The organism is Halobacterium wangiae (assembly GCF_021249345.1).
GTDB classification, from domain to species: Archaea; Halobacteriota; Halobacteria; order Halobacteriales; family Halobacteriaceae; genus Halobacterium; species Halobacterium wangiae.
This window is the reverse complement of record NZ_CP089588.1, coordinates 2894924-2918533: the sequence shown is the minus strand read 5'-3', so window position 1 is coordinate 2918533 and position 23610 is coordinate 2894924. Positions and strand designations below refer to the sequence as shown.

Below are 23610 nucleotides of genomic sequence, written 5' to 3'. Positions count from 1 at the left end.
GCAGTCGCCGCGGCGTTCCTTGTAGCTGTCGTCTAGGCGAACCCACTCGCCAGCAATCGTGTAACGTACCTTACTTAAATGGTCTGCTGATTACAGTTAACTGGGGGCCCGCCGGTAGTCCGAGTCGGAGTGGTCCCCCGGCTCAGGCCACTCCCTCGATTGTCAGTATCTGCCCTCCCCTCTCGTCCCGGTTTCTCTCCTACTCGAAGCGTTTCCGCATTGCGACGTGCGCGATGTCGGCCTCCTCAAACTGGTCGCCCTCGCGCTCGTAGTTCCGGCGGTCGTAGAAGCCTGCGGCTGGGAGCTGAGCGTGGAGGTAGAGTTCGTCGAAGCGCTCGCGGGCGGCGTCCTCGACGGCGTCCATCAGGGCGTCACCCCACCCCTCGCCGCGGCGGGACTCGAGCACCGCGACGCGCTCGACTTTCCCGACCCTCGGTTCGTACTCACGGAGGCGGGCGGCGCCGACAGGGTCGCTCGTCGCGTCGTACGCGACGAAGTGCAACGACTCGTCCTCGTAATCGTCGACCTCCAGGCCCTCGGGAACGCCCTGTTCGTCGACGAAGACGGCGTACCTGACGCCGAGCGCGTCCTCGTAGCGTGCGTCAGTGTCTGCACGAACGACAGGCATACACGCGAGTGAGAGAGCGAACGGGATAACCCCTACTGCTCGCCGGCGACGTCGGCGACGAACTCGCCGAGCAGCGAGGAGAGCATCCCCGCGAAGGCGGTGTCGCGGCTCCAGAACGCGGTCTCCGTGCCGTCGTCGCCTTCGACGCTGATGAGCACGGCGTCGTTGTCCGCCATCACGACGCGCTCGGCGCCCATGTCCGGCGTGGGCTGGTGGGCGACCGAGACGGTGCGCGCGCCGAGGTCCCGGGCCACGGCGAGGACGTCCTCGGACTCGCTGACGAGGGTCACGTCGACACCGGCGTCGACGGCTGCACCGAGCGCCTCCCGCACTGCCGGTTCGAGTTCGGCGGTGTCGTCCGTGCCGTACACCACGTGGTCGGTGGCGGACCCGAGCAGTCGGGCGGTCCGCGAGACGACGTTCGCCCGGCCCCTGACGGTCCAGATGGACTCGCTCTCCTCCTCGTCGGTGCCGTACTCCTCGCGGACCGAGTCCAGGTAGTCGAAGGCCGCGTCACTCTGCGAGCGGAGCTGTCGGTAGAGCCGTTCGCGGGCCTCCTCGACGTCGACTGGCCGGTACCGCGTCGGGTTGGACTGCTCGACGTCCACGAGGCCGCGGCCCTCCAGGTCCTCGGCGGCGCCGTACACCTGCGACCGAGGTACCTCGGCGATCTCGGCGACCTCGCTGGCCGACCCCGAGCCGAGCTTCTGGAGCGCGACGAAGACGCGGGCCTCGTAGGTCGTCAGGCCGAGGCGCTTGAGAGCGCCGATTGCGTCGCCGTCGTTCATTCACTGACCGGGCGCTCTCGCACCCACTCCCTGACGACCCGGTCGTACTCGTCGGCCGTGAGGCCGCCCTCGCGGAACGCCGCGCTGGCGGCCGCGAGGTCGTCGTCGGTCACGGCCGCCTGCGCGAACACGCGCTCGAAGATGTCGGCGACGACCGTCACGCTGGCGTCGCCCGCGACGTCGCGCTCCTCGCCGCTGGCGAGCACGTGGCCGACGAACGTCACTTCGGAGCCGTCGGGGGCCGTCTCGGGGACGGTCACCTCGTAAGTCGCCGACGCGTAGGCAGCCCGGTGCCACGTGACGTGGACGCCGTCGCCGCCGACGACTGCCTCGACCGGGTCGCTGTCGGCGTCCACGGCCGTCACCGCACCGCCGCGGACGGACTCCGAGAGCGCCACGCGCCCGTCCTGGTCGGGAATCTCGACCGTCGCACGGACGGTGCCGCCGGGCTGGACGACGTCGCGGTCGAGCTCCCGGACCGCAGCGCTGGACGGGGTCGATGCTGTTCCCGCAGCCGTCGACGCGGCGACTGCACCGCCGTTCGCGGCCGCGTCCGCCGGGGTGCTGGGCGTCGCACCGTCGCCCGACGACGGGTCGTCGTCCGAATCGTCGTGGTCGCTGCCCGCGTTACCGCCACCCTCCTCGAAGTCCGTCTTCGCCCAGTCGGGGCCGAGGTACTTCGTCCAAATGACGAGCAGCGTCGGCAGGACGAGCACGGCCGCCAGGAACGCGTAGATGATGGTGAGGCCGGTGATGATGCCGAACTGCTGGAGCGGCGGCAGGATGGCGAACGCCAGCACGCCGAAGCCACCGACGGTGGTCGCCGCGCTCCCGAGGAGCGCGCCACCGGTACCGGTGACAGCAGTGCGCATCGACTCCCAGACGGAGCCACTGCGTTCGAGTTCCTGGGTGTACCGCTCGCTGAGGTGGATGCTGTAGGCGACCCCGAGCCCCACGGTGAGGCTCGTGATCATCCCCGTGAGCACGTTGAACGGGATACCAGCGAGGTACATCGTCCCGAGGATCCACGCCACGCTCAGTACGACCGGGAGCAGCGTGACCGCACCGAGGGTCGCACTCCCGTCGGTGACACGGTAGGTCACCATCAGGAACGCGAACACCGCGACGAGCGTGATGAGCAGGCTCTGGACGACCGTCTCGAGGAGCTGGTCCTGGACGATCTTGTTGAGGATGGCGCTCCCGGTCGCGGTCGCCTCGACGCCGTCGCCGGTGGCCGCGTCCGCGACGTCGCGCATCTGTGTAGTGATGTCCTCACCGGAGGCACCGCCCTGCACGGACACCACGAGGCGGAGCGCTTCGTACTCCCCGTTCTCGTTCTGGTAGACGTAGGCGCTGGCCTGGTCGGGTGCCGCGTCGAAGAACGCGTCGTACACTCCGGCGACGTTCTGGTCGGGGACGCCGTCGCCGTCAGTGTCCGCCGCCCGGAACGTCTCGGCGAACGACTCGTTCTGGGCCGCGACGGACTGCATCGTGGACAGCGGCCCCTGTATCGCGGGCTGGCCGTTCGAGAGCGTCTGCGTGACGTCCTTCTCGGCCGCCGCGTCGCAGGCGGCCTGCACCCGCTGGAGCGCCCTGTTCCCGGTGACGTCGTTCTCGAGCAGTATCTGGGCCTGGGAGTCCTCGCGGACGAACCGCTCGTTGACGTACCGGAGGTTCTGCTTCGCGGAGTACTCGCCCGGCGCGAACGGCTCCGGGAGGTCTTTCATCCAGTCCGCCGGTTCCTCCGCGAGGAAGTCCTCCTGGTCGAAGGAGGTGTCGACCTGCGTCGCGCCGTACGCGCCCGCGGCGGTCACGAGCAGCGTGAGCACGAGCACGACGGCCGGCGCCTTCCGCGCGGCCGTCGACCCGACCGCGAGCACGCTGCTGAAGCGCCCGCCGCCGGTGCCGAACGCGCGCTTCTGGCGGTCCCAGCCACGGGACTCGAGGAAGCCATCGATCTCCACCTTCAGCGCGGGAATCAGCACGCCGAAGACGAGCAGCGCCGCGAAGATCCCCCACGAGGAGACGACGCCGAACTCCTGGATGGGCGGGACGGGGCTGGTGAGATTCGAGAGGAAGCCGATGACCGTGGTGGCGGTCACCCAGACGAGCGCGACGCCGACGCCGCCGAGGGCGATCTTCATCGACCCGCGGACGCCTTCGCCCGGCGAGTTCTGTCGCTCCTCCCGGTGTCGCATGAAGATGTGGATGGCGTAGTCGATGGAGAGCCCGATGAGGAGGACGGGCACCGCGATGAAGATCTGGTTGAACGCGATGTCGGTCCACCCCATGAAGCCGAACGTCCACGTCAGCACGGCCGCGATGCCGAAGAGGCCGAGCAGGATGTCGAGGACGTCGCGGTAGGCGATGGCGAGCGCGAGCAACACGAAGACGACCGCCAGCGGCCCGACGATGAGCAGGCTGTCGGTCATCGAGGTGTTGATCTCCTCGGAGATGATGCCCGCGCCGAAGACGAGGTAGTCCTGGCCGTCGGCCGCACCGAGCGTCTGCATCGCGAGCTGGGCGTCGATGATGGCGTCGTCGGTCACCTGACCGGTCGGGGCGGCTCCCTGGGCGCTCTGCTGGACGACGAGCATCGTCGCGTCGGCGCTCGTCGACCCCGGTTCGTAGTCCGAGGGCATCAGCGCGAAGACGGAGAAGCCGCCGTTCCCGTTCTGTCCCTCGGCGAGCACCGTCGCGACGATGGAGTCGACAGCCGACTCGTTCATCGACTCGAGCTGTTCGATCTGCTCGTCGATGGACGCGTTCCGGGCGTCCTCCAGTTCCGCACGTTCCGTCTCGAGCGTCTCCGCCAGCGACTCCAGTTCGGCCGCCTGGCTCTGTAGCTCGCGGTAGTCGTCGGCGAGCACGCCCTGCGTGCCGACCCGGTAGGCCTCCTGGGCCTCGGACTCCGACGTCGCGTTGCGGAGCGCGTCGGTCGCCTGCTGGAAGATGGCGGCGTCGGTCTGATTCAGTTCGACGGAGCTGTTCGCTCGCACCGACTCGAAGGACGCCGCGGCGCTCGCGTCCGGGTTCTGCCGGAGGTACGTGAGTTCGGCCTGCAGCAGGTCGGCGGTGTCGTTGAGCGCGGTCGAGCGCTCCTCGAGGGCCGACTGGCGTTCCTGTAGCTCCGTCGCGACGCGCTGGACCTCGCGGCCCTGTTCGGTCTGGATTGACGCGAGCGCGACGACGTTGGCGACGCCCGTGATGGCGTCGTCGTCGGCGAGCGTCGGGCCGATCGTCTCGTTCTGGTAGAGGGTGCGCTCGTACTCCAGTGTGCGTACGAGCGCGTCCTTCGAGAGCACGTCGTCGCCGCGGACGATTATCTGCGCGGTCGTCGAGTTCTCGCTGTCCGTCTGGAAGTTCGCCTCGATGTAGTCGAGTTTCTGGGAGGCGTCGCTCTCGGACTGGAACTGGTCGAGCGACGAGGACTGGTCGACCATCGGTGCGCCGGCGCCGATGGCGATGGTCAACACCAGCATGACGGCGATAGCGGCCTTGCTGTGCCCCGTGACCAGTGCGACGAGGTCGTCGACGCGACTCACGCCCGACCCCCCGGAAGTACTGTTGGTAGAATCATACTGACAGTGTGGTTCTCGGGTCGTACTGACAGCTGTCGCTTACATAAGGGCACCGATAGGAAACAGTCGGCGCGGACTACTCAAGCTGCTCGGCGTACTCGTAGTCGACCGGGTAGGCCGTCGGCTCCGCGCCGTCGATGGGTATCCGCCAGTCCTCGAGGACGGACGGGTCGACCAGCGCCTCCCGCAGCGTCGCCCGGACGTCAGCGACGTCCACGCCGTAGAAGTCCGCGGGGACGTCGGAGAGGTACTGGAGTGCGGTGTCGAACAGCGAGCGCATCCCGTCGTCGTTCTCGAAGTCGAAGTGCTTGTACGCGCCCGCGGCCACCTGGACCATCCCGTGGAGGAATGCGCTCTCCGTGGTGCCGCTCCCGTAGTTGTACCACTCGTCCTCGAAGCAGTCGTGGGACTCGTGGAACGCCCCGGCGTTGTAGAGGCGGATGCCGTGCTCGCAGGCCCGGCGCAGCGTCGCGTGCTCCCACACCCGCTCGTCGGTCCGCCAGCCCGTCGGGTCGCCCAGCGGTGGCGCGACACTCGGGTCCCGGGTGTGGTCGTCCATGGCGGTAGTTCCGCCCGCGGCCACGTAATCCTCTCGGCCGACTCGCTCCCGGGTGGGCCGTAACACCAACCCCTTTCACTGCGGAACGGTTAGTGTGGGTAATGCGAGTCGAGCAGCTCGGTGAAGGGACCCCGGAACTCGCCATCGTCGGCGGTGTCCACGGCGACGAGGCGTGTGGCGTCCGGGCGATCGAACGACTCATCGAGGACGACCCGGAGGTACTGCGGCCAGTGAAACTCGTCGTGGCCAACGAACGTGCCCTCGACGCTGGCGTGCGCTACGTGAACACCGACCTCAACCGTGCGTTCACCGACAGCGTGCCCGAAGACGTCTACGAGCGAGAGCTAGCCCAGGAACTCGACGACGAGGTCGAGGGCTGTACGGTGCTCTCAATCCACTCGACGCAGTCACACGCCGAGCCGTTCGCGATCACGTCCGGACTGAACAGCACCGTAGAGGCCATCGTCCCCCACCTCTCCGTGAAGGCCCTCGTCGACGCGACGGCACTCGAGAACGGGCGACTGTTCGCGGCCGACGCCACCATCATCGAAGTGGAGGCCGGGCTGCAGGGGACGGAGACGGCCGACGAGAACGCCTACAGCCTCGCTCGGGAGTTCCTGACGGCGACCGGCGCGCTCCCCGGCGACACCGTCGAACACGACCTTCCACTGTTCGAGATCGGGGAGGCGATCCCCAAGCCGGCTGCCGACGACTACGACGTGTTCGTGGAGAACTTCGAGCGCGTCGACGCCGGCGAGCGGTTCGCCGCCGCGGACGGCACGGACCTAATCGCCGACGAACCGTTCTGGCCCGTCCTTGTCTCACCGTACGGCTACCGCGACCAGTTCGGCTACCGTGGCCAGCGCACGGGCGTGCTTGGTCAGTCTTCGGAGGGTGCGAACTCCACGAGCGTCAGTTCCCGGTCGAGCGCGCAGTAGTCGTGGGGCGGGTCCCCGAGGATGTCCGCAATCTGGTACTCCGCGTCGAACTCCGCGCCCGACGGCTCACAGAACTCGTGGCTCGGGCACTCCGTGTGCGGGCACGGACCCGCTAGCTTCCCCTTGCTGCCCGCGTACGCTCCCTTCGACGGGACGTTCGCCGTCACCGACGCAGGCTCGACGTCCACGGCCACGACGCCCTCGTCGTGGACGGCGCAGTCCAGAACCTGGCCGCCCTCGCGGCGCTCGGTCACCTCGTAGCGGACGCCCGTCTGGAGGTTGAGACACTGCTGTCGGTAGGGACACCCCTCGCAGGCCGAGGACTCGCCCCGGTAGACGAACTCCGTGCCCGGCTCGGCGAGCCGCGCGCCGAGGAGCGTGATAGACATGGCCGGGGGTTCGGGGCGAGCGTGGTTAAGCCTCCCGCTCACGCACGTTCTGCTGTCCTCGGCCTGGGCGACGCCGACTGTCGGCCGAGCGGCCGGAAGAGCTTTTCTGACGGCGAAACGTACTGTCCAACGATGGTGTCCGCCCGACAACAGGAACAGCCGCTCGGTGTCGCCTCGCTCGTCGGTGTCGGGGTCGGCCTGGGCGTGCTGGGTATCTACGTCGCCGCAGGACTGGTCGTCGCGAACTGGAGCGTCGAGGACTTCCTGGCGAACCTCGACGGCGAGGTCCTCGGCGTGCTCGTTCTCGTGGGCGGAGTCGCGGTCGCGTGTTTCGCAGTCCCGGTGGCCGCGTACCTGCGGTACCGCCTCGTCTCACCGCTGGTCGTGCTCGTGACGGTCGTCCTCGGCTGGCTCGGCTACGGTGCGGCGACCGGCGTCCTGACGAGTCAGACGGTGTTCGGTCTCGCGGTGTACGCGATGTACCTCGCACCCGTCTACTTCCTCCTCTACGCGGTGTTCGGTGGCCTCGAACGGTACGTACACCGCTAACGGAACGCCTGGGGCTCGTCCCTCCCGCCGCCGAAAAACGACACTGGCCGAGTGGCCCGGCGACTGGCGGTTACTCGCCCGTGAGGTCGTCGAGTTCGTCGAGGTAGTCGTCGCGGGGGATCTGGTAGGCGCCGCGGTAATCCACCGCTCCGTCGTCGAAGCGTGCGGCGAGGTCGACGGCGCCCGCGACGGCCTCCGCTCGCGTATCGAAGGCGGCGTCAACCGCCTTCACCCGGACCTCCGGTTCGAGACCGAGCCAGACGAACCAGCCCTCGTTGGTCGACCCGGCGCGGCGCCTGCGCTGTGTCGGGGGTCGCTGGCTGACGCGGATGGTCGGGAGGCAGGGGGCGGGGAACTGCTGGCTGTCGAAGACGTCCGGACGGTAGACGAGAATCGCGTCCCCCGCGTCGTCCTCGTTCCACACCCGCCAGCTCTCGGGCAGGTCGCCGAACGCGGTCATGCCCCGAAGTTGTCCAGCGGCCGCATAAGGCCTGCTGGTTCCAGACGGTGAAAGTGAAGCCCGGTTCCGGTAACAGGCCGTATGACGTGAGCGGCCAGTAGAGCGGCCACGTGGGCAGCCACGGTGACCCCCTCCGGTCGTTTCACTTTCACTCCGCAGTCCTCTTCGGAACGAGCGACGGGTGTTCACTCGAAGGAGCTCCCAACAGACTGGTCCCGCTACCTCGCAGTTCGGTCAACAGTTAGCGCGTCTGCACCACGTTCGACGACTCGAACGTGGTGGACGATCCACCGCACTGTCGGCACTCCTGCATTTCGAACGGTACGTACGTGGTCAGATCCGGCGAGAATGGATGCCCAACGGTCGTCGGTGAGCGGGCGGTCTACGAGTTCTTTCCAGTGACGACGACGGGCCGGTCGGTGTTCAGGATGACCGACTGCGTGACGCTGCCGAAGATCGCCTTCCCCGCGGGCGAGCGCTTCCGACCGCCGAGGACGATCGCGTCGACGTCGTACTCCTCGGCCTCCTGGATGATGTCGTCGGTCGTGTCCCCGGAGTCGTCCCGGACGATCGTCTCGACGCCGTGGTCCTGGAGGTGGTCGCGGGCGCGCCGCACCGACTGGATTCGGTCGGCAGTCTTGAACTGCTGCATCTCCGAGGGCAGTTCGTCGTCGTCCCCCGTGAACACGAACAGCAGGATCACTTCCACGTTCTCCGCAGCCTCGGGCAGGTCCGTCACGTAGCTCGCCTGCGAAACCGCTCGGTCCACGTCCTCGTCAACCGGCACCAGTACGCGATACATACGCGGTGCAACGCCCGTCCACCGCATAAAACTACGGTACGGTCCAGTACCTCGGGAACACCGTGCCAGTCGCGAGTCGAGCGGGGACCCGGATGCGTCGCTGCTCGTTTCGCTAGTCACGTTCGTTCTTCGCAGAAGCGGGCCGGGCGCGACACGTCCACGAAACGACGCGAGCGACACGGCGTTCGCTCGGGGTCGTGGTCAGAGAGTAGCGGGCCGGGCGCGATTTGAACACGCGACCGACGGATTAAGAGTCCGTCGCTCTGCCGAACTGAGCTACCGGCCCAGCGCAGTCAATGATTGCGCGGTGCTACTAAAATACGTTCTGATTCGGCACGCAGACCACGGTGCGGCTTTAAGTTCTCGCGGTCGAAACTCCCGGTCATGTCAGTCGAGTCACCGACCCTTGTTCGGGACGACGTCCACGTGGTCGACGACGAGCGCTTCGGTCCGGAGTCGGTCGCGCTCGTCACCGGCGCGGCCTCGGGCATCGGGCGAGCGACCGCAGTCGCGCTCGCAGTCAATGGACTCACCGTCGCGGCGCTGGACGTCGACCGGGAGGGGTTGGCGGAGACCGCTGCGGTCGCCGAGGAGATGGGCGCACCGGGCGATATCCACCCCGTTGAAGCCGACCTGACCGACGACGAGGCGGTTATCGCGGCCGTCGAGGCGGCGGCGGAGCTGGGTGACCTGCGGTACGTCGCGAACGTCGCCGGACTCCAGCACGTCGCTCCCATCGAGGAGTTCCCGATGGACGTCTACGACACGATGCAGGCGGTGATGGTGCGCGCGCCGACGCTCATCGCGAAGCACGCGCTCCCACACATTCGCGAGGCGGGGAGCGGCGCCGTCGGCAACATGGCCTCTGTCCACGGCCACTACGTCACCGCGGACAAGGTCGCGTACAACGTCGCGAAGTTCGGCATTCGGGGGCTGACGCAGTCCATCGCCGCGGAGGGCGACGGTGACGTGCGCTCGTTCTCCGTCTCGACGGGGTACGTGAAGACGCCGCTCGTCGTCGACCAGATCCCGGACACGGCCGCCGAGCGGGGAATCTCCGAGCGCGAGGTCGTCGAGGACGTGATGCTCGGGCAGTCCCGTGCGACGGAGATGATGGAACCGGTGGACGTCGCGAACCTCTTCGTCCTGGGGTTCTCGGAACTGGGCAGCCACCTCAACGGCGGGGACCTCCGTTTCGACGACGGCATGACGCTGACCTACGAGTGAGCACCGCCAGCGGGGCGGGCTGGCGGGAAGAGGTCGGGAACGTTAAGTGACGGCCTCCGCTATCCGGGTACATCATGAGTAGCCGGGCAACCATCTCCTCGATGTCCACGTACGCCATTCTGGGCTGTGGGAGCGTCGGCCACGCCGTCGCCGAGGAACTGGTCGAGCGGGGGAAGGACGTCCTCATCGTGGACAGAGACGAGTCCCGCGTGGAGGCGCTCCGCGATCAGGACCTGAACGCACAGGTCGCGGACATCCGCGACGAGGAGGTGGCCGGGCTGGTCGCCGACCGCGACGTCGTGCTCATCATGGCCTCCGACGTGGACGCCAACGAGGCCGCCGTCGCGAACATCCGCGGGCGCAACGAAGACCAGTTCGTGGTCGTGCGCGCCAGCGACCCCGTGACGAGCGACGAACTCACGGAACTCGGCGCGGACGTCGTCATCAACCCGTCCTCGGTCATCGCCGACGCCGCACTCCGCGCGCTCGAGTCCGGCGAACTCGAGTACAAGGCCCGCCAACTCGCCGATGTCATCGAGCGGACCGGCGGCAGACTCGCCATCGTCACGCACGACAACCCGGACCCGGACTCCATCGCCGCGGCGGCCGCGCTGCAGGCCATCGCGACCCACCTCGGCGTGGACGCCGACATCCTCTACTTCGGGGACATCGGCCACCAGGAGAACCGCGCGTTCGTCAACCTCCTCGACATCGAACTGACGCCGTACGACGACGTCGACATCGGGGGCTACGAGACGGTCGCACTCATCGACCCGGCGAAGGCCGGCGAAGTGAGCATCGACCACGACGTCGACATATTCATCGACCACTACGAGGTCGACGACCCGTTCGACTCGGAGTTTGCCGACGTGCGCCCGAACGTCTCCGCGACGTCGACCATCCTCACGAAGTACATCCAGGAGTTCGACCTCTCCGTCAGCCAGGAGGTCGCCACAGCGCTCCTCTACGGGATCCGCGCGGAGACGCTGGACTTCCGCCGCGACACAACGCCAGCGGACCTCACCGCGGCAGCGTACCTCTACCCGTTCGCCGACCACGACACCCTCGAACAGGTGGAGTCCCCGAACATGAGCCCGGAGACCCTGGACGTGCTCGCGGAGGCCATCACCAGCCGCGAGGTCCAGGGGAGCCACCTCGTCTCGAACGCGGGGTTCATCCGGGACCGGGACGCGCTCGCGCAGGCCGCCTCCCAGCTCCTCAACCTGGAGGGCATCACCACCACCGCAGTGTTCGGCATCGTCGACGACACCATCTACCTCGCCGCGCGCTCGAAGGACATCCGCCTGAACATCGGGCGCGTGCTCGCCGACGCGTTCGTCGACATCGGCGAGGCCGCCGGGCACTCGACGCAGGCGTCCGCGGAGATTCCGCTGGGCATCTTCACGGGTATCGAGACCACCGAGGACAACCGGAACACGCTGCTCGCCCTGACGGAGGAGGCGGTGACGCGCAAACTGTTCGACGCGATGGGCGTCGAGTCCGAGAGCGGGAGCAACGGGAGTTAGACGCACGCGTCCGTCGGCAGTCCGCCCGCTTGCGGGTCGAATGAGCCACGACTCAACCAGTTCGAACCTGTTCGTCCGACCGTTCGGCTACACCGCAAAGCGTCCCGTACTCCGGCGCATCGGTGACCGCGACCTGTTCCTCGGGAACGCGCTCGCCGCGGACCCGGCGTGCCACGACCGGTCGTTCGACGTCGTGCTGTCGGCGACCGGGGACGAACACCCACTCACGACCCACCACTGCCCCCTGGCGGACGGTCCCGGGAACGACTGGGCCGCGTTCGAGGCGGCCGCCGACGCGGCGTGCGACCTCCACGGGCGGGACGGGTCGACACTGATACACTGCGAGGCGGGAATCTCTCGGAGCAGCACGCTCGCTGCGACGGCGATCGCCGCCGAGGAGGACAGGACCTTCGTCGACGCGCTGCACAGCGTACAGGACGCTCGGCCACACGCTGTGCCACACCCGGCGCTCCACGAACTCGCCGTCGTCTACCTCGCTGCTCGACGATAGTGCGCTCCAGCAGAGCAGTGAGAGTCGCCGACGCAACTCTGGCGTCGGTCACGGAGCTCTGTTACTGATCTGGAACGCGACGACCGCGAAGACGGCGAGCGCGACCGCCGCCTTCCACATCGCGTTCGCAACTACCGTCGCTTCGCCGGTGAGTAGCACCGCGACGATGACGAAGCCGAACCCGGTAGCGAACAGCTGGGAGGCGGTCCGTTTCAGGAGGGGGTTCCGATTCACGGGAGTACGTACAGTGGAACACCGTCTGCACTTAGTTGTTGCTCGGCAGCCGGTTACACGGCTGACTCCAGCAGGCGCTCGCCAGCGTCAGTCGACTACCAGAAGAACGACCCGCGTCGACTGCCTTCAGACCGCGACTTCCTCTTCGGGTTCGGGGCTCTCGTAGCGCTCGACGACCTCGTTGATGAGGACGACGTCGCCGACCGCGCGTACCCAGCGGTAGGGGACGATGACGCCCTTCTCGCCGGTCGCCGCCGCCGAGAAGAGCTGGGGGTTGAGCTCGCTGAGCGCGAGTCCGTTCACCATCTCCGCGTCCAGGTTCAGCCGGACGTCCTCGATCTCGCCGACGAAGACGCCGTTGTTCGAGTATACCTCGCGGCCGACAAGCGAGGTGATCTCGTCTGCTTCGGATTCCATGTGCCCGTGAATGGAGCGGGGGACCATAAGTGTTCAAGCCACGCGTCGAGCAGAACTGGGGCCGGTGCTGGAAATCGTCGAAGATAGCACCGAGACAGTTACTGGAAACCGTCGAGGACAGCACCGAGTGCGTCGAGGGCCGTTGCGACGTGGTCCGGCGACCGCCCGAGGCTCACGCGAATTCGCTCGTCGTCGCCGAAGAACCGGCCGGGGACGACGAGAACGCCCTCCTCCCAGGCGGATTCCGCGAGTTCATCGCCGTCCACGTTGACGGGGTCGAGGAACGCGAACGTGCTGTCCGGGGCGAGAACTCCCTCGACGTCGTCGCGACTCTCGACGAACGCCGAGAGGAGGTCGGCGTTCGTCGAGACGAGTTGCCGGGAGCGCTCGTCGAGTTCGTCGCTGTTATGGAAGACGCGCTTCCCGAGCGCGCGTCCAGGACCGGAGACCCCGGGGATGTGGTAGGCGATAGAGCGCGCCCGCTGGACGAACGTGCGGTCGGCGACGATCCAGCCGATCCGGACGTCGGAGAGTCCGTGGAACTTCGTGAAGGAGTTGGTGACTACGGCGCCGTCGAGGTCGGCTGCAGTCGGCCCGCCGAACGGCCCGTCGAGTGGGTCTGCGGTGTACGCCGCGTACACCTCGTCGACCAGCAGTTTGGCGTCGTGGTCGTCGGCGACGGCAGCGACCTCGGAGAGGGTCTCCCGGTCGGCGAGTCGTCCACTCGGGTTGTGGCGGTTGGTCACCGTGACCAGGTGGGTGTCCTCGGCCATCGCCTTCGCCACGCGGTCCGCGTCGAGGCGGAACTCGTCCTGGCGGATGAACCGGTCGACGTCGCCGCCGACGGCTCGCGGCGTCTTCAACAGGGGTTCGTAGGTGGGTTTTTCGACGAGCGCTGTCGGCGGCGTCGCGTCGGCGTCGGCCGCGTCGACGTCCGGGTAGAGTGCGGCGGCGATAGCGACGAAGTTGGCGACCGACGCGCCCGCGGTGACGAGCACCTGCTCGGGGTGGACCCCGTACTCGCCGGCGATCTGCGTCTCGAGGGTGGCGCCCGTCGGCGGGTCGTCGAGCCCCTCCAGTGGCTCCGGGACGATCTCGGGTTCGTGGTCGCGGTCGCCGCGCATGTCGCTCGTGGCGAGGTCGTAGAGCGCGACGTCCGGCCGTCCGGTTATCCACTCGAGATACGCGAGCCGCGGGAACATGTCTCCTCGTGCGGCAGCCGGCGGCTAGTAGTTACCGCTTCGAGTTACCAGGTGGGAGTTCCTGTCTCGCTCGCTCGTCGAGCATCTCCTCGTACTGGCAGACCCGAATCCGGCAGTCCGACCGGGGGATAGCCGTACACAGGAGGTGGAGGGCGGCCTCCCGGTCCGTGTCGAAGTACCGCCGGGAGTCCGACTGGTCGAGTTCGCCGGAGAGCAGTTCGCCCGCGCAGCGACAGCACCACCCCTGCTGGCAGTCGGCAGGCAGCCAGACGCCGGCCTCACGGGCGGCCCACAGCACGTACTCGTCCTCGGGAACCTCGACGTCGACGGTCTCGCCGGCCTGCGGAAGTTCACAGTCCTCGGGCACGACGAGTTCGACGGAGTAGCTCACACGGTATCTTCTCGCGCGAGAGAAATAGGGTCGTCGGCCCCGCTCACGCGGAGTCGTTGAACCGGTTGTTCGTGGAGTACGGGGCGTCGCCGGGTTCGCCGCGGACGAAGTGACCCGCCGGGTTGCTCACGCCGTCGCGCTCGCGGCTGAGCAACTCGATGAACCACGCCTCGTGGTCGACCTCCTCGTTGTAGATGCGCTGGGCCATGTCGTAGGTGCGCGGGTCGCAGTCGCGGGTCATGTCACACACTTCGGCCCACGTCCGGATGGCACACCGCTCGGCTTCGAGCAGCGTCTCGAGGATGTTCACGGGAGTCGGGTCCTCCGGCAGGTAGGCGTCCGGACAGGACGCGCGGTCCGCGAACTCTCGCATGTCGGTCGGGAGCTGGCCGCCGAGTTCGAACACCCGTGGCATCACGAGTTCGAAGTGCGCGCGGTCTTCGAGGCGGGCGTCCTCCGTGATCTCCTTGAGGTCCTCCTCGCCGGCCAGGAAACACCGGAGGTTCGTGTAGTAGTAGTACGTCGTGAACTCCGCCCCGATGGCGTCGACGAGTTTCTCTCGGATCTCCTCGGGGTCACCGCCGCGCTCGCGGACGACCTCCGCCCCGACGCGCTTCGAGGTGTCACCGGGCTTGACGCTGCCGCTGGCGTGTCTTTTGTCGTCGGACATACGACAGTACCTTCGTCGACTCGTCACTTAGTGTTTACCGCAGGGTAACATTGCTTTACGCCGCGCGAAGTTCCGTTCCGGAGCGGACAACTACTCCATGCGGAGTGGCATGCTACCAGCGGCGGCTTCGAGGTCCGCGTACGCAGCGGCAGCGGGCGCGGAGAACTCGTAGGTGCCGTGGTACGGGTCGGGGTCGCGGTCGGCGCCGACCACGGTCCGCACCGCGTCAGCGATGGACTCGTAGTTCTCTCCCACGACGTCCTGGACCAGTACCGGGACGCCCGCACGCTCGCAGAGTTCACGGGCGGCGTCCCGATCCACGTAGACGCGGTCAGTCCGGCGGTCCGCGAGCACGAGCGCGAACGGCGCGTCGTCGAACTGGGCCTCGAGGAACGCTCGCGCCGCGTCGTCTCCGTGTGCGACCGCTCCGACGCCGTCGACGCGGCGGAGCGCCGACGCCGCCGCGGAGCAGAACGGACAGTCACCGTCGTAGACGAGCACGCCGTCGAACTGCGAATCGGTCACACCCACGAGTAGGGGTGCCTCGTCCAAAAACCGTCGGCCACCGGAAACCGTTAGAGCACCGAACCCCCACGTAGGCGCGTGGACGACCTCGCCGACTGGCTCCGCGCCCGCCACCACTACAGCGGACAGTTGACCCACGAGCAGACCCTCCCCGCACGCGAGGCCAGAACCAGAGACGTCGCTCTCGAACCGCGGCTGGCCTCCGCGCTCGCTGACCGCGGCATCGACCAGCTGTACGACCACCAGGCGGACGCCATCGAAGCAGTACGCGACGGCGACGACGTGGTCGTGGCGACGCCGACGGCGAGCGGGAAGAGCCTCGCGTACACCGTCCCGGCGTTCGAACGCGCGATGGACCACGGGGGGCGAACCCTCTACATCGGGCCGCAGAACGCCCTCGTCGCGGACCAGGAGGACACCCTCTCCTCGCTCGCCGCCGACCTCGGCTTCGGCAGTCGCGTACAGGTCGACACCTACACCGGACGCCTCTCGAAGTCCGAGAAGGAGGCGGTGCGCGACCGCATGCCGACCGTCCTGCTGACGAATCCGGACATGCTCCACTACGCACTGCTCCCCCACGCTCACCGGCTCTGGGAGTGGTTCTTCTCCGGGCTGGAGACCGTCGTCCTCGACGAGGTCCACGAGTACCGCGGCGTCTTCGGCGGCCACGTCTCCCTGGTCCTGCGGCGCCTGCGGCGCGTCTGCGAAAGATTTGATGCCTCCCCTCAGTTCGTCTGTTGTTCGGCGACCATCGGCAACCCCGTCGAGCACGCCGCCAGAGTGACCGGGAAGCCGGGGGACGGGTTCGCACTCGTCGACGAGGACACCAGCGAGACGGGACCGACTCACTGGCTGCTGTGGAACCCGCCCGAGCAGGACGGCGGCGAGGGCCGCCGCCGCTCCTCGCACGTCGAGACTCGACACCTGATGGCCGACCTGGTCACGCGGGGCCACCAGACGCTCGCGTTCACGCGCTCCAGACAGGGCGCCGAGCGCAACGCCACCGCGACCACCGACGACCTCCAAGAACGCGGCAGCGGAGACCTCGCGGACGCCGTCGCGGCGTACCAGGGGTCGCTGACGGACGACCGCCGACGCGACCTCGAGACGCGACTGCACGACGGCGACCTGCGCGGCGTCTGGAGCACCAACGCACTCGAACTCGGCGTCGACGTCGGCGGCCTCGACGCCGTCCTCCTCGACGGCTACCCGGGGACGAAGATGAACACGTTCCAGCGCGCGGGGCGTGCGGGCCGGGGCACCGAGGACGCCGCGGTCGTACTCGTCGCCGGGGAGGACCAGCTCGACCAGTACGTGATGGCGCACCCGGAGGAACTGTTCGAAGGAGACCCGGAGCGGGCCGTCGTCGACCCGGCGAACGAACACCTGCTCGACGACCACCTGCGGTCTGCGGCCCGCGAGAACTGGCTGAAACCCGACGACGACCACTACTTCCCACGGTTCGAGGAGCGCGTCTCGGTGCTCGAAGAGGGGGGCGAGCTGGAGCGCCGCGACACGGAGTACGGTACTCGCTGGACGTACGCTGGGGAGGGCAGCCCCCAGCACGAGATGAGCCTCCGGACGATCGACGACCGGGAGGTCAGACTGCTCGACGGCTCGAACGACACGCTCGCGACGCTCCAGTTCTCGGACGCGATCAGGGACGCCCACCCTGGCGCCATCTACCACCACCAGGGCCAGCGCTACGAGGTGGCGGACCTGGACCTCGACCGCTGTGTCGCCCGCCTCCAGCCGACGTGGGCCGACCACTACACCCGCGTCCTCACGGACAAGACCATCGAGGTGCGAGAGGACCGCGAGGAGCGCTACCCGTTCGCCCACGACGTCCCGGTGCGGTTCGCGGACATCACGCTCACGACGGCCGTCACGGGCTACGAGCGCCGCGACCCGAAGCGCGGCGAGACCATCGACACGCTGTCCCTGGACCTCCCCGAACAGACCCTCGAAACCCGGGCGCTCTACTTCACCGTTCCCAGAGACGTGGAGGCGGAACTGCGCGCCGGCGGCGACCTGCCGGGGGCGATTCATGCCGCCGAACACGCGATGATCTCGATGTTCCCGACCGAACTGCTCTGCGACCGCGGCGACATCGGCGGCCTCTCGACGCCGCTGCACCCACGGACCGGGCGACCCACGATCTTCGTCTACGACGGCTACCCCGGAGGCGTGGGACTGACGCGCGCCGGCTTCGACAGCGTCTATGATCTCGCCGAGCGCACGCTGTCGATGCTGCGCTCCTGCGACTGCGAGGACGGCTGCCCGGCGTGCGTGCAGTCTCCCCAGTGCGGGAACGCTAACGACCCACTCGATAAGGACCTCGCCATCACGTTACTCGCCGCACTCACCGGAGCGTGAACGGCAACTCGGAGGCGTCCATCGTACACAGCGAGTGGTAGCGCAGGAAGGTCACCAGCGGGACGGTCACGCCGGCGATGACGACCAGCGCGACGACCAGCGTGATGGCGACGGCGACCAGGGCCAGCCCGGTGAGCGCGCCAGAGAGCACGACCAGCCCGGCCGGCACGGCGACGATGGCGCCCGCGAGACCGAGCAGGAACCCGGCCCCGACGAGCAGGACGACCTTCACCAGCGCGTAGACCGCGAACTGCTGCCAGTCGGCGCGCACCGCCGGCCAGAGCCGTCGCCACCCGGCCGCGACGCCGATCCCGTCGTCGGCCATTATGGGGACCACGAACGCCGTCGTGAACTCGAGGACGAACGCGGAGACGAGGGCGGCGGCGACGAGCAGGGGGACGGTCGCGAGGAGGGCCAGTAGCCACGCCGGGGCCTCGAAGACCACGGCGAGTCCGACCGGGACGACGACGCCGAGCACGGCGACGAACACCGCGAGCATGACGACGAGCCGGAAGCCGAACAGTCGCAGTCCCGCGCCGAGACGGCGACGGAACGGAGCGACGATTCGGGGGGACTTCGACCGCACCGCGTCGACGAGCACGAACTCCATGACCGCTCCGACGAGCGCGAACAGGAGACCGAGCGTGACGACGGCCAGTACGACGCCGAGGACGATAGCCGGGAGGTCGGGCGGCGACAGTTCGGTCGTCGTCTCGACGGCCGCCTGCGGCGGCACCTCCCAGGAGAACGTCGGCGTCTGGGGGGCCGACAGCCCCGCGAAGACGGTGATGACGGCGAGCCGAACCCACGTGCCGAGGTCGAACGGGAGGAGGAGTGACTGCGTCTCCGAGATGGCGTCGTCAAGGGCGCGGACCGCGTACCATGCCATGAGTGAGAGTGAATCGGTTGTGTGATAAGCTGCCTGTAGTTGGTCGCTACTCCGGACACGAACCGTCCGCCGCGGCGACGACTCCCCGGATGGCGGCGACGCCTGGCGTGGGGTCCTGCCCGCTGCTGTGTGCTGCCACGGTGGCGTGACTGTCAAGAGACACGCCAATAACTACTGACAGCCTACTGGGGGTATCCGGTGCCAACCGGCGGCGCCGGGCCGCCGGCCGACTCGGCGCCTGGGGACGGGGCCGCGATAGACTTTAGAGTGGTCGCTCTCAACTGAGCGCATGGTCTCAGGTGGCGACGGGCAACAGGACGCCGAGGGAGAGGTGCTCTCCCCGGAGGAACTCGACATCGAGGCCCAGGAGGACGTGGCGAAACTGGACGAGGGGCGCTACGTCATCGGGGCCGACGGCCCGCCGACCAACACCGACGCTGCGGCTGACCCGGAGACGACCGGAGGACGAGGCGACCCCGGGGCCGAGCCAGAAGCTGAACCAGAAGCCGAGCCAGAACCGGAGCCACGGCCCGACGTCGACCCCGTCGACCAGATATCTGGCGGGGACGTCAAGCGGTGGCTCGGCGACGAACTGTCCGACCACGACAGCACCTACGCCTACCACATCTCCGCGAAGACCGGGAGCGACGTCAACCACCAGCAGCTCGCCACCGACGACATCGGCTCCGCGTTCGACGGCCTGCTCGTCTGGTACGCGCGACAGGTCGCGGGCGACACGTCCGTCGACGAAGCGCTGGGCATCCTGCTCTCGGAGTCGACCGTCAACGTCCGGTACCCGACAGCGCGGCTCGTGGCGTACCTGGAAGACCAGGAGCTCGGGCCCGACGACACGATCGGTGACCTCGTCTCGACGGTCTCGGAGGAGGACGGACTCGTGTTCCCGCGACGGTAGTCCGCGAAACAGTTTTGGTCGTGGTCTCTCGTGGTTCGGGGTATGATGAACCTCGAGGAGGCCGACCGGGTAGTGACCAACGACGCTCACGTCGTCGAGTTCCGCCTCGGCGACGAGGTCTGCGCCATCGACATCGACGCGGTGGACAGCATCGTCGAGTCCAAGCAGGTGACTCGCGTCCCGCGGGCCCCCGACGCCGTCGAAGGTGTGATGGACCTCCGGGGTGAGACGACCGCTATCGTCGACCCGCGGGAGTTCCTCGCCATCGAGGGCGACCTCGCCTCGGACAACATCCTCGTCCTCGACCGCGCCGACGACAAGCAGAAGATCGGTCTCCGCGTCGCCGAAGTGACGGAGGTCTCCGGCTACCCGGAGGCCCAGATCGACACCGGCGAGCGCGTGTCCCGCATCGGCACCTCGGCCGTCGAACAGGAACTCGTCAAGGGGGTCATCCGGAAGGGTGTGGCCGGGGAGGACGAGGAAGAAGCGGACGTCGACGTCGAACTGGTGCTGTGGCTCGACATCGACCGGCTCATCGCCGCGGTGTCGGACGACGAGAGCGAGGACAATCAGCACTGATAATCGGTGACGAGGCTTTATTAGCCCCTTCTCCAAAGGGGTGAACCATGGCGAAGCAGGTCCTACTTGTGGACGACTCAGAGTTTATGCGGAACCTACTCCGCGAGATTCTCGAAGAGGAGTTCGAGATCGCGGACGAGGCCGAGAACGGGGTCGAGGCAGTGGAGATGTACAAGGAGTACGACCCCGACCTCGTGATGATGGACATCGTGATGCCCATCCGCGACGGCATCGAGGCGACCTCCGAGATCAAGGAGTTCGACGCCGGCGCACACGTCATCATGTGCACGAGCATCGGCCAGGAGGAGAAGATGAAGAAGGCCGTCAAGGCTGGCGCGGACGGCTACATCACGAAGCCGTTCCAGAAGCCCAGCGTGATGGACGCGATCTCCGACGTGCTCACGGCATGACGCGTGCGCTGGTGGTCGACGACTCCCACTTCATGCGGACGGTCATCAGCGACATCCTGGAGGACGGGGGTATCGACGTCGTGGACACGGCCGCGAACGGCAAGCAGGCCGTCAAGAAGGTCGAGGCCGTCGAACCCGACGTGGTGACGATGGACGTCGAGATGCCGAAGATGAACGGCATCGAGGCCGTCGAGGCCGTCATGTCGCGAGCGCCGACGCCGATCCTGATGCTGTCGGCGCTGACGACGGAGGACGCCGACGCCACGCTCGAAGCGATGGAGCGCGGTGCAGTGGACGCGTTCGCGAAGCCCGGTGGCACCATCTCGACGGAGCTCTCGGGCCACAGCGACGAACTCGTCGCGACCGTCGAACGCGTCGCCACGGCGGACCCGACGGCCGGCCACGGCGTCGAGCAGACGGCGCCGGCCGAGTCCACGAGCGCAGACGAGTACGTCGACCACCCGACGCTGCTCGTCGGCGCGTCGACCGGCGGTCCGAACGTCGTGGAGTCGATCCTCGGTTCGCTGCCGCGGGAGGCTGACTTCCGCGTGCTGGTGGTCCAGCACATGCCGGCCCAGTTCACGACGCGGTTCGCGAACCGGCTGGACGACACCAGCGAGTACGACATCAAGGAGGCCGAGGACGGCGCTCGAATCAGCGGCGGCGAAGGGCTCGTCGCCCGCGGTGACTACCACATGCGGGTGTCGGGCTACTCGAACGGACGCCTGCGCGTCCGTCTCGACCAGAGCGAGCGCCAGCACAGCGTCCGGCCGGCCATCGACGTGACGATGGAGACGGCCGCCGAGCGGGTCACGGACCCGCTCGTCGCAGTCGTCCTCACCGGTATGGGGACGGACGGCGCGGACGGCGTCTGTTCGGTCAAGGAGGCCGGTGGGCGGACGTTCGCACAGGACGAGGAGACCAGCGCCGTGTTCGGCATCCCGCAGCGCGCCATCGAGACCGGCTGCGTGGACGAGGTGCGACCGGCCGACCGGCTGACCGAGGCGATCACCGATTCAATACGGAGGAGTTCCTGATGGACGACTATCTCGAAGCATTCGTTCGCGAGGGCGAAGAACACGTAACGAACCTGAACAACGCACTGCTCGAACTGGAGTCCGACCCGGGCAACGAGGAGGCGATGGACGCCATCTTCCGGACTGCCCACACGCTGAAGGGGAACTTCGGCGCGATGGGGTTCGAGGGCGCCAGCGACCTGGCGCACGCCGTCGAGGACCTCCTCGACGAGATGCGCCAGGGCGAACTCGAGGTGACCTCGGGCCGCATGGACCGGGTGTTCGAGGGTGTCGACGACATCGAGGCGTGTCTCGACGACATCGAGGCCCACGGCGAGGTCCAGCGGGACGTCTCGGAGACCAGCGAGTCCGTGCGCGCAGTTCTCGACGAGGCTGCGGCGGCCGAAGCCGAGCCAGCCGACGACGAGGGAGCGGTCGAGGCCGACTTCGACCCGCTCTCGGTCGTCGACGCCGCGACGCTGGAGGACGCCGACGGCGGCGTCTTCCACGTCCACGTGGACATGTCCGGCTCCCAGATGAAGGGCGTCGACGGCATGTTCGTCATGGAGGCCGCGACCGAGGCGTTCGACCTCCTCGGTGCGGTTCCGGAACCGGACGCGATCAACGACGGCGAGTTCGACGACGGTTTCGACCTCGTCGTCGCCACCGAGATGTCGGACGTCGCCGACACCGTCCGGTCGTTCCCGAAACTCACCGACGCGACCGTCTCCGAACTCACCGGTGACCTCGGTGCAACCGGCGACGAGGACGTCACGGGTGACGACGATACGGGTGTTGGGGGCGGTGACGCTACCGACACCAGCGAGGAGTCTCCGGCGGAGACGAGCGACGAGGGTGCCGACGAAGCGGAGGCGTCCGCGGTCCAGTCCACGGACACTGAGATCCAGTCCGTACGCGTGGACGTCGACCAGCTAGACGAACTCCACGGGCTCGTCGAGCAGCTCGTGACCACGCGCATCAAACTCCGGCGCGGCGTCGAGGACAGCGACCGCGCGGTGCTCGACGAACTGGACGAACTCGACAAGATCACCTCGAGTCTCCAGGACACTGTGATGGACATGCGGCTGGTCCCGATGAAGAAGATCGTCGGGAAGTTCCCGCGACTCGTCCGGGACCTCGCCCGCGAACAGGGCAAGGACATCGACTTCGTGGTCGAGGGCGACGACGTGGAACTCGACCGCACCATCCTGACGGAGATCAGCGACCCGCTGATGCACCTGCTGCGCAACGCCGTCGACCACGGCATCGAACCCCCAGCGGTCCGCGAAGAGGACGGGAAGGCCCCCGAGGGCACCATCACGCTGTCGGCGGAACGCGACCGCGACCGCGTGCTCATCCAGGTGAAAGACGACGGCGGCGGCATCGACCGCGAGCGCGTGCGGGAGAAGGCCGTCGAGAAGGGCATCAAGACCCGCAAGGAGGTCGAGGAGCTCACCGACGAGGAGGTCGAGGACCTCGTCTTCCACCCCGGGTTCTCAACGAACGAGGAGGTGACGGACGTCTCCGGCCGCGGCGTCGGGATGGACGTCGTCCGCGACACCGTCACTCGACTTGATGGCTCCGTCTCCGTGAACAGTGTCCCCGGCGAGGGGACGACGTTCACGATGACGCTGCCGGTGACCGTCGCCATCGTGAAGGTGCTGTTCGTGGAGAGCGGCGGCGAGGAGTACGGCATCCCGATCAAGACCGTCGACGAGATCTCCCGGATGAAACCCGTGAAGTCCGTCGACGGCGAGGAGGTCATCACCTACGACGAGACCGTCTACCCGCTCGTCCGACTCGGCTCCGCGCTGGAGGTCCCCGGCGAGACACGGAACGGCGACGGGATGCTCGTGCGCATCCGGGACACCGAGCGGCAGGTAGCGATCCACTGCGACGACGTCCGGGGTCAGGAGGAGGTCGTCGTCAAACCCTTCGAGGGAATCCTCTCGGGCATCCCCGGACTCTCTGGGGCAGCCGTGCTCGGTGAGGGCGACGTGGTGACGATTCTGGACGTTGCGACTCTCTGA

The 23610-nt window shown here is 67.9% G+C and carries 25 protein-coding genes and 1 tRNA gene; 11 read left to right on the top strand and 15 right to left on the bottom strand.

Translation table 11 applies throughout. The features are described from left to right. Window positions 1–199 precede the first annotated feature (199 nt). The 4 genes from LT965_RS15405 to LT965_RS15390 form a co-directional block, all read right to left on the bottom strand. The gene (locus tag LT965_RS15405; protein ID WP_232701745.1) at window positions 200–628 is read right to left on the bottom strand and encodes a GNAT family N-acetyltransferase; all 429 of its coding nucleotides are present in this window, start codon (window positions 626–628) and stop codon (window positions 200–202) included. Between the two features lie 32 nt (window positions 629–660). Beyond that, window positions 661–1416 carry a TrmB family transcriptional regulator gene (locus LT965_RS15400; RefSeq protein WP_232701744.1) on the bottom strand — a complete coding sequence of 252 codons (756 nt, stop codon included), beginning with the start codon at window positions 1414–1416 and terminating at the stop codon, window positions 661–663. Then, on the bottom strand, window positions 1413–4961 hold the full coding sequence (locus LT965_RS15395) for an MMPL family transporter (protein ID WP_232701743.1): 3549 nt from the start codon (window positions 4959–4961) through the stop codon (window positions 1413–1415). Before LT965_RS15395 ends, LT965_RS15400 begins: the two co-directional genes overlap by 4 nt. Window positions 4962–5073: 112 nt before the next feature. Further along, window positions 5074–5556, bottom strand: coding sequence for a DUF309 domain-containing protein (locus LT965_RS15390; RefSeq protein ID WP_232701742.1), 483 nt, complete (start codon window positions 5554–5556; stop codon window positions 5074–5076). Window positions 5557–5657: 101 nt separating this feature from the next. Here LT965_RS15390 and LT965_RS15385 point away from each other — a divergent pair, with 101 nt between their 5' ends. After that, window positions 5658–6494, top strand: coding sequence for a M14 family metallopeptidase (locus LT965_RS15385; protein ID WP_232701741.1), 837 nt, complete (start codon window positions 5658–5660; stop codon window positions 6492–6494). On the opposite strand, the gene LT965_RS15380 is transcribed toward LT965_RS15385, so the two are convergent. Further along, window positions 6437–6883 (bottom strand): UPF0179 family protein, encoded by a 447-nt coding sequence (locus LT965_RS15380; RefSeq protein WP_232701740.1) that lies wholly within the window; start codon window positions 6881–6883, stop codon window positions 6437–6439. The two genes, LT965_RS15385 and LT965_RS15380, sit on opposite strands and share 58 nt — an antisense overlap. A gap of 132 nt (window positions 6884–7015) precedes the next feature. Between LT965_RS15380 and LT965_RS15375 the strand changes: the two genes are divergently transcribed. After that, window positions 7016–7432 carry a hypothetical protein gene (locus tag LT965_RS15375; protein ID WP_232701739.1) on the top strand — a complete coding sequence of 139 codons (417 nt, stop codon included), beginning with the start codon at window positions 7016–7018 and terminating at the stop codon, window positions 7430–7432. Between the two features lie 70 nt (window positions 7433–7502). Here the strand turns inward: LT965_RS15375 and LT965_RS15370 are convergent, their stop codons facing one another. The 3 genes from LT965_RS15370 to LT965_RS15360 all read right to left on the bottom strand — a co-directional run bounded on the left by LT965_RS15370 (window position 7503) and on the right by LT965_RS15360 (window position 8980). Beyond that, the gene (locus tag LT965_RS15370; protein WP_232701738.1) at window positions 7503–7892 is read right to left on the bottom strand and encodes a DUF5820 family protein; all 390 of its coding nucleotides are present in this window, start codon (window positions 7890–7892) and stop codon (window positions 7503–7505) included. 382 nt (window positions 7893–8274) lie between these two features. Then, window positions 8275–8694 carry a universal stress protein gene (locus LT965_RS15365; protein ID WP_232701737.1) on the bottom strand — a complete coding sequence of 140 codons (420 nt, stop codon included), beginning with the start codon at window positions 8692–8694 and terminating at the stop codon, window positions 8275–8277. 212 nt (window positions 8695–8906) lie between these two features. Then, window positions 8907–8980: transfer RNA gene (locus LT965_RS15360), tRNA-Lys, on the bottom strand. 98 nt (window positions 8981–9078) lie between these two features. Here LT965_RS15360 and LT965_RS15355 point away from each other — a divergent pair. The 3 genes from LT965_RS15355 to LT965_RS15345 all read left to right on the top strand — a co-directional run bounded on the left by LT965_RS15355 (window position 9079) and on the right by LT965_RS15345 (window position 11958). Continuing rightward, window positions 9079–9921, top strand: a complete 843-nt coding sequence (locus LT965_RS15355; protein WP_232701736.1) for an SDR family NAD(P)-dependent oxidoreductase — start codon at window positions 9079–9081, stop codon at window positions 9919–9921. A gap of 74 nt (window positions 9922–9995) precedes the next feature. After that, complete coding sequence (locus LT965_RS15350) at window positions 9996–11447, top strand: DHH family phosphoesterase (RefSeq protein ID WP_232701735.1); 1452 nt, start codon at window positions 9996–9998, stop codon at window positions 11445–11447. 40 nt (window positions 11448–11487) lie between these two features. Further along, window positions 11488–11958, top strand: a complete 471-nt coding sequence (locus tag LT965_RS15345; RefSeq protein ID WP_232701734.1) for a protein-tyrosine phosphatase family protein — start codon at window positions 11488–11490, stop codon at window positions 11956–11958. A gap of 48 nt (window positions 11959–12006) precedes the next feature. Here the strand turns inward: LT965_RS15345 and LT965_RS15340 are convergent, their stop codons facing one another. The 6 genes from LT965_RS15340 to LT965_RS15315 form a co-directional block, all read right to left on the bottom strand. Then, a complete protein-coding gene (locus LT965_RS15340) occupies window positions 12007–12192 on the bottom strand; it encodes a hypothetical protein (RefSeq protein ID WP_232701733.1) in 186 nt (61 codons plus the stop codon). A 126-nt stretch (window positions 12193–12318) separates the two neighbouring features. After that, on the bottom strand, window positions 12319–12609 hold the full coding sequence (locus LT965_RS15335; protein WP_232701732.1) for a PRC-barrel domain-containing protein: 291 nt from the start codon (window positions 12607–12609) through the stop codon (window positions 12319–12321). Window positions 12610–12707: 98 nt separating this feature from the next. Further along, complete coding sequence (locus LT965_RS15330; protein WP_232701731.1) at window positions 12708–13811, bottom strand: pyridoxal phosphate-dependent aminotransferase; 1104 nt, start codon at window positions 13809–13811, stop codon at window positions 12708–12710. Between the two features lie 31 nt (window positions 13812–13842). Next, window positions 13843–14202, bottom strand: a complete 360-nt coding sequence (locus tag LT965_RS15325) for a 2Fe-2S iron-sulfur cluster-binding protein (protein WP_232701730.1) — start codon at window positions 14200–14202, stop codon at window positions 13843–13845. A gap of 43 nt (window positions 14203–14245) precedes the next feature. Continuing rightward, on the bottom strand, window positions 14246–14872 hold the full coding sequence (dps, locus tag LT965_RS15320; protein ID WP_232701729.1) for a DNA protection during starvation protein: 627 nt from the start codon (window positions 14870–14872) through the stop codon (window positions 14246–14248). A 90-nt stretch (window positions 14873–14962) separates the two neighbouring features. Beyond that, window positions 14963–15397 (bottom strand): thiol-disulfide oxidoreductase DCC family protein, encoded by a 435-nt coding sequence (locus LT965_RS15315; protein ID WP_232701728.1) that lies wholly within the window; start codon window positions 15395–15397, stop codon window positions 14963–14965. A 78-nt stretch (window positions 15398–15475) separates the two neighbouring features. Between LT965_RS15315 and LT965_RS15310 the strand changes: the two genes are divergently transcribed. After that, the gene (locus tag LT965_RS15310) at window positions 15476–17773 is read left to right on the top strand and encodes a DEAD/DEAH box helicase (protein WP_232701727.1); all 2298 of its coding nucleotides are present in this window, start codon (window positions 15476–15478) and stop codon (window positions 17771–17773) included. Here LT965_RS15310 and LT965_RS15305 read toward each other — a convergent pair. Beyond that, a complete protein-coding gene (locus LT965_RS15305; protein ID WP_232701726.1) occupies window positions 17760–18662 on the bottom strand; it encodes a DUF7544 domain-containing protein in 903 nt (300 codons plus the stop codon). The genes LT965_RS15310 and LT965_RS15305 overlap by 14 nt on opposite strands. Before the next feature lie 289 nt (window positions 18663–18951). On the opposite strand from LT965_RS15305, the gene LT965_RS15300 reads away from it, so the two are divergent. Genes LT965_RS15300 through cheA form a run of 5 tightly spaced genes read left to right on the top strand, consistent with a single transcriptional unit; the run spans window position 18952 to window position 23610 of the window. Further along, window positions 18952–19575 carry a DUF7500 family protein gene (locus LT965_RS15300; protein ID WP_232701725.1) on the top strand — a complete coding sequence of 208 codons (624 nt, stop codon included), beginning with the start codon at window positions 18952–18954 and terminating at the stop codon, window positions 19573–19575. A 42-nt stretch (window positions 19576–19617) separates the two neighbouring features. Beyond that, window positions 19618–20154, top strand: coding sequence for a chemotaxis protein CheW (locus LT965_RS15295; RefSeq protein ID WP_232701724.1), 537 nt, complete (start codon window positions 19618–19620; stop codon window positions 20152–20154). 47 nt (window positions 20155–20201) lie between these two features. Beyond that, window positions 20202–20564, top strand: a complete 363-nt coding sequence (gene cheY, locus LT965_RS15290; RefSeq protein WP_232701723.1) for a chemotaxis protein CheY — start codon at window positions 20202–20204, stop codon at window positions 20562–20564. Next, the gene (gene cheB, locus LT965_RS15285) at window positions 20561–21601 is read left to right on the top strand and encodes a chemotaxis-specific protein-glutamate methyltransferase CheB (RefSeq protein WP_232701722.1); all 1041 of its coding nucleotides are present in this window, start codon (window positions 20561–20563) and stop codon (window positions 21599–21601) included. Before cheY ends, cheB begins: the two co-directional genes overlap by 4 nt. Further along, window positions 21601–23610: a chemotaxis protein CheA gene (gene cheA / locus LT965_RS15280; RefSeq protein ID WP_232701721.1), complete on the top strand. Its 2010-nt coding sequence runs from the start codon at window positions 21601–21603 to the stop codon at window positions 23608–23610. Before cheB ends, cheA begins: the two co-directional genes overlap by 1 nt.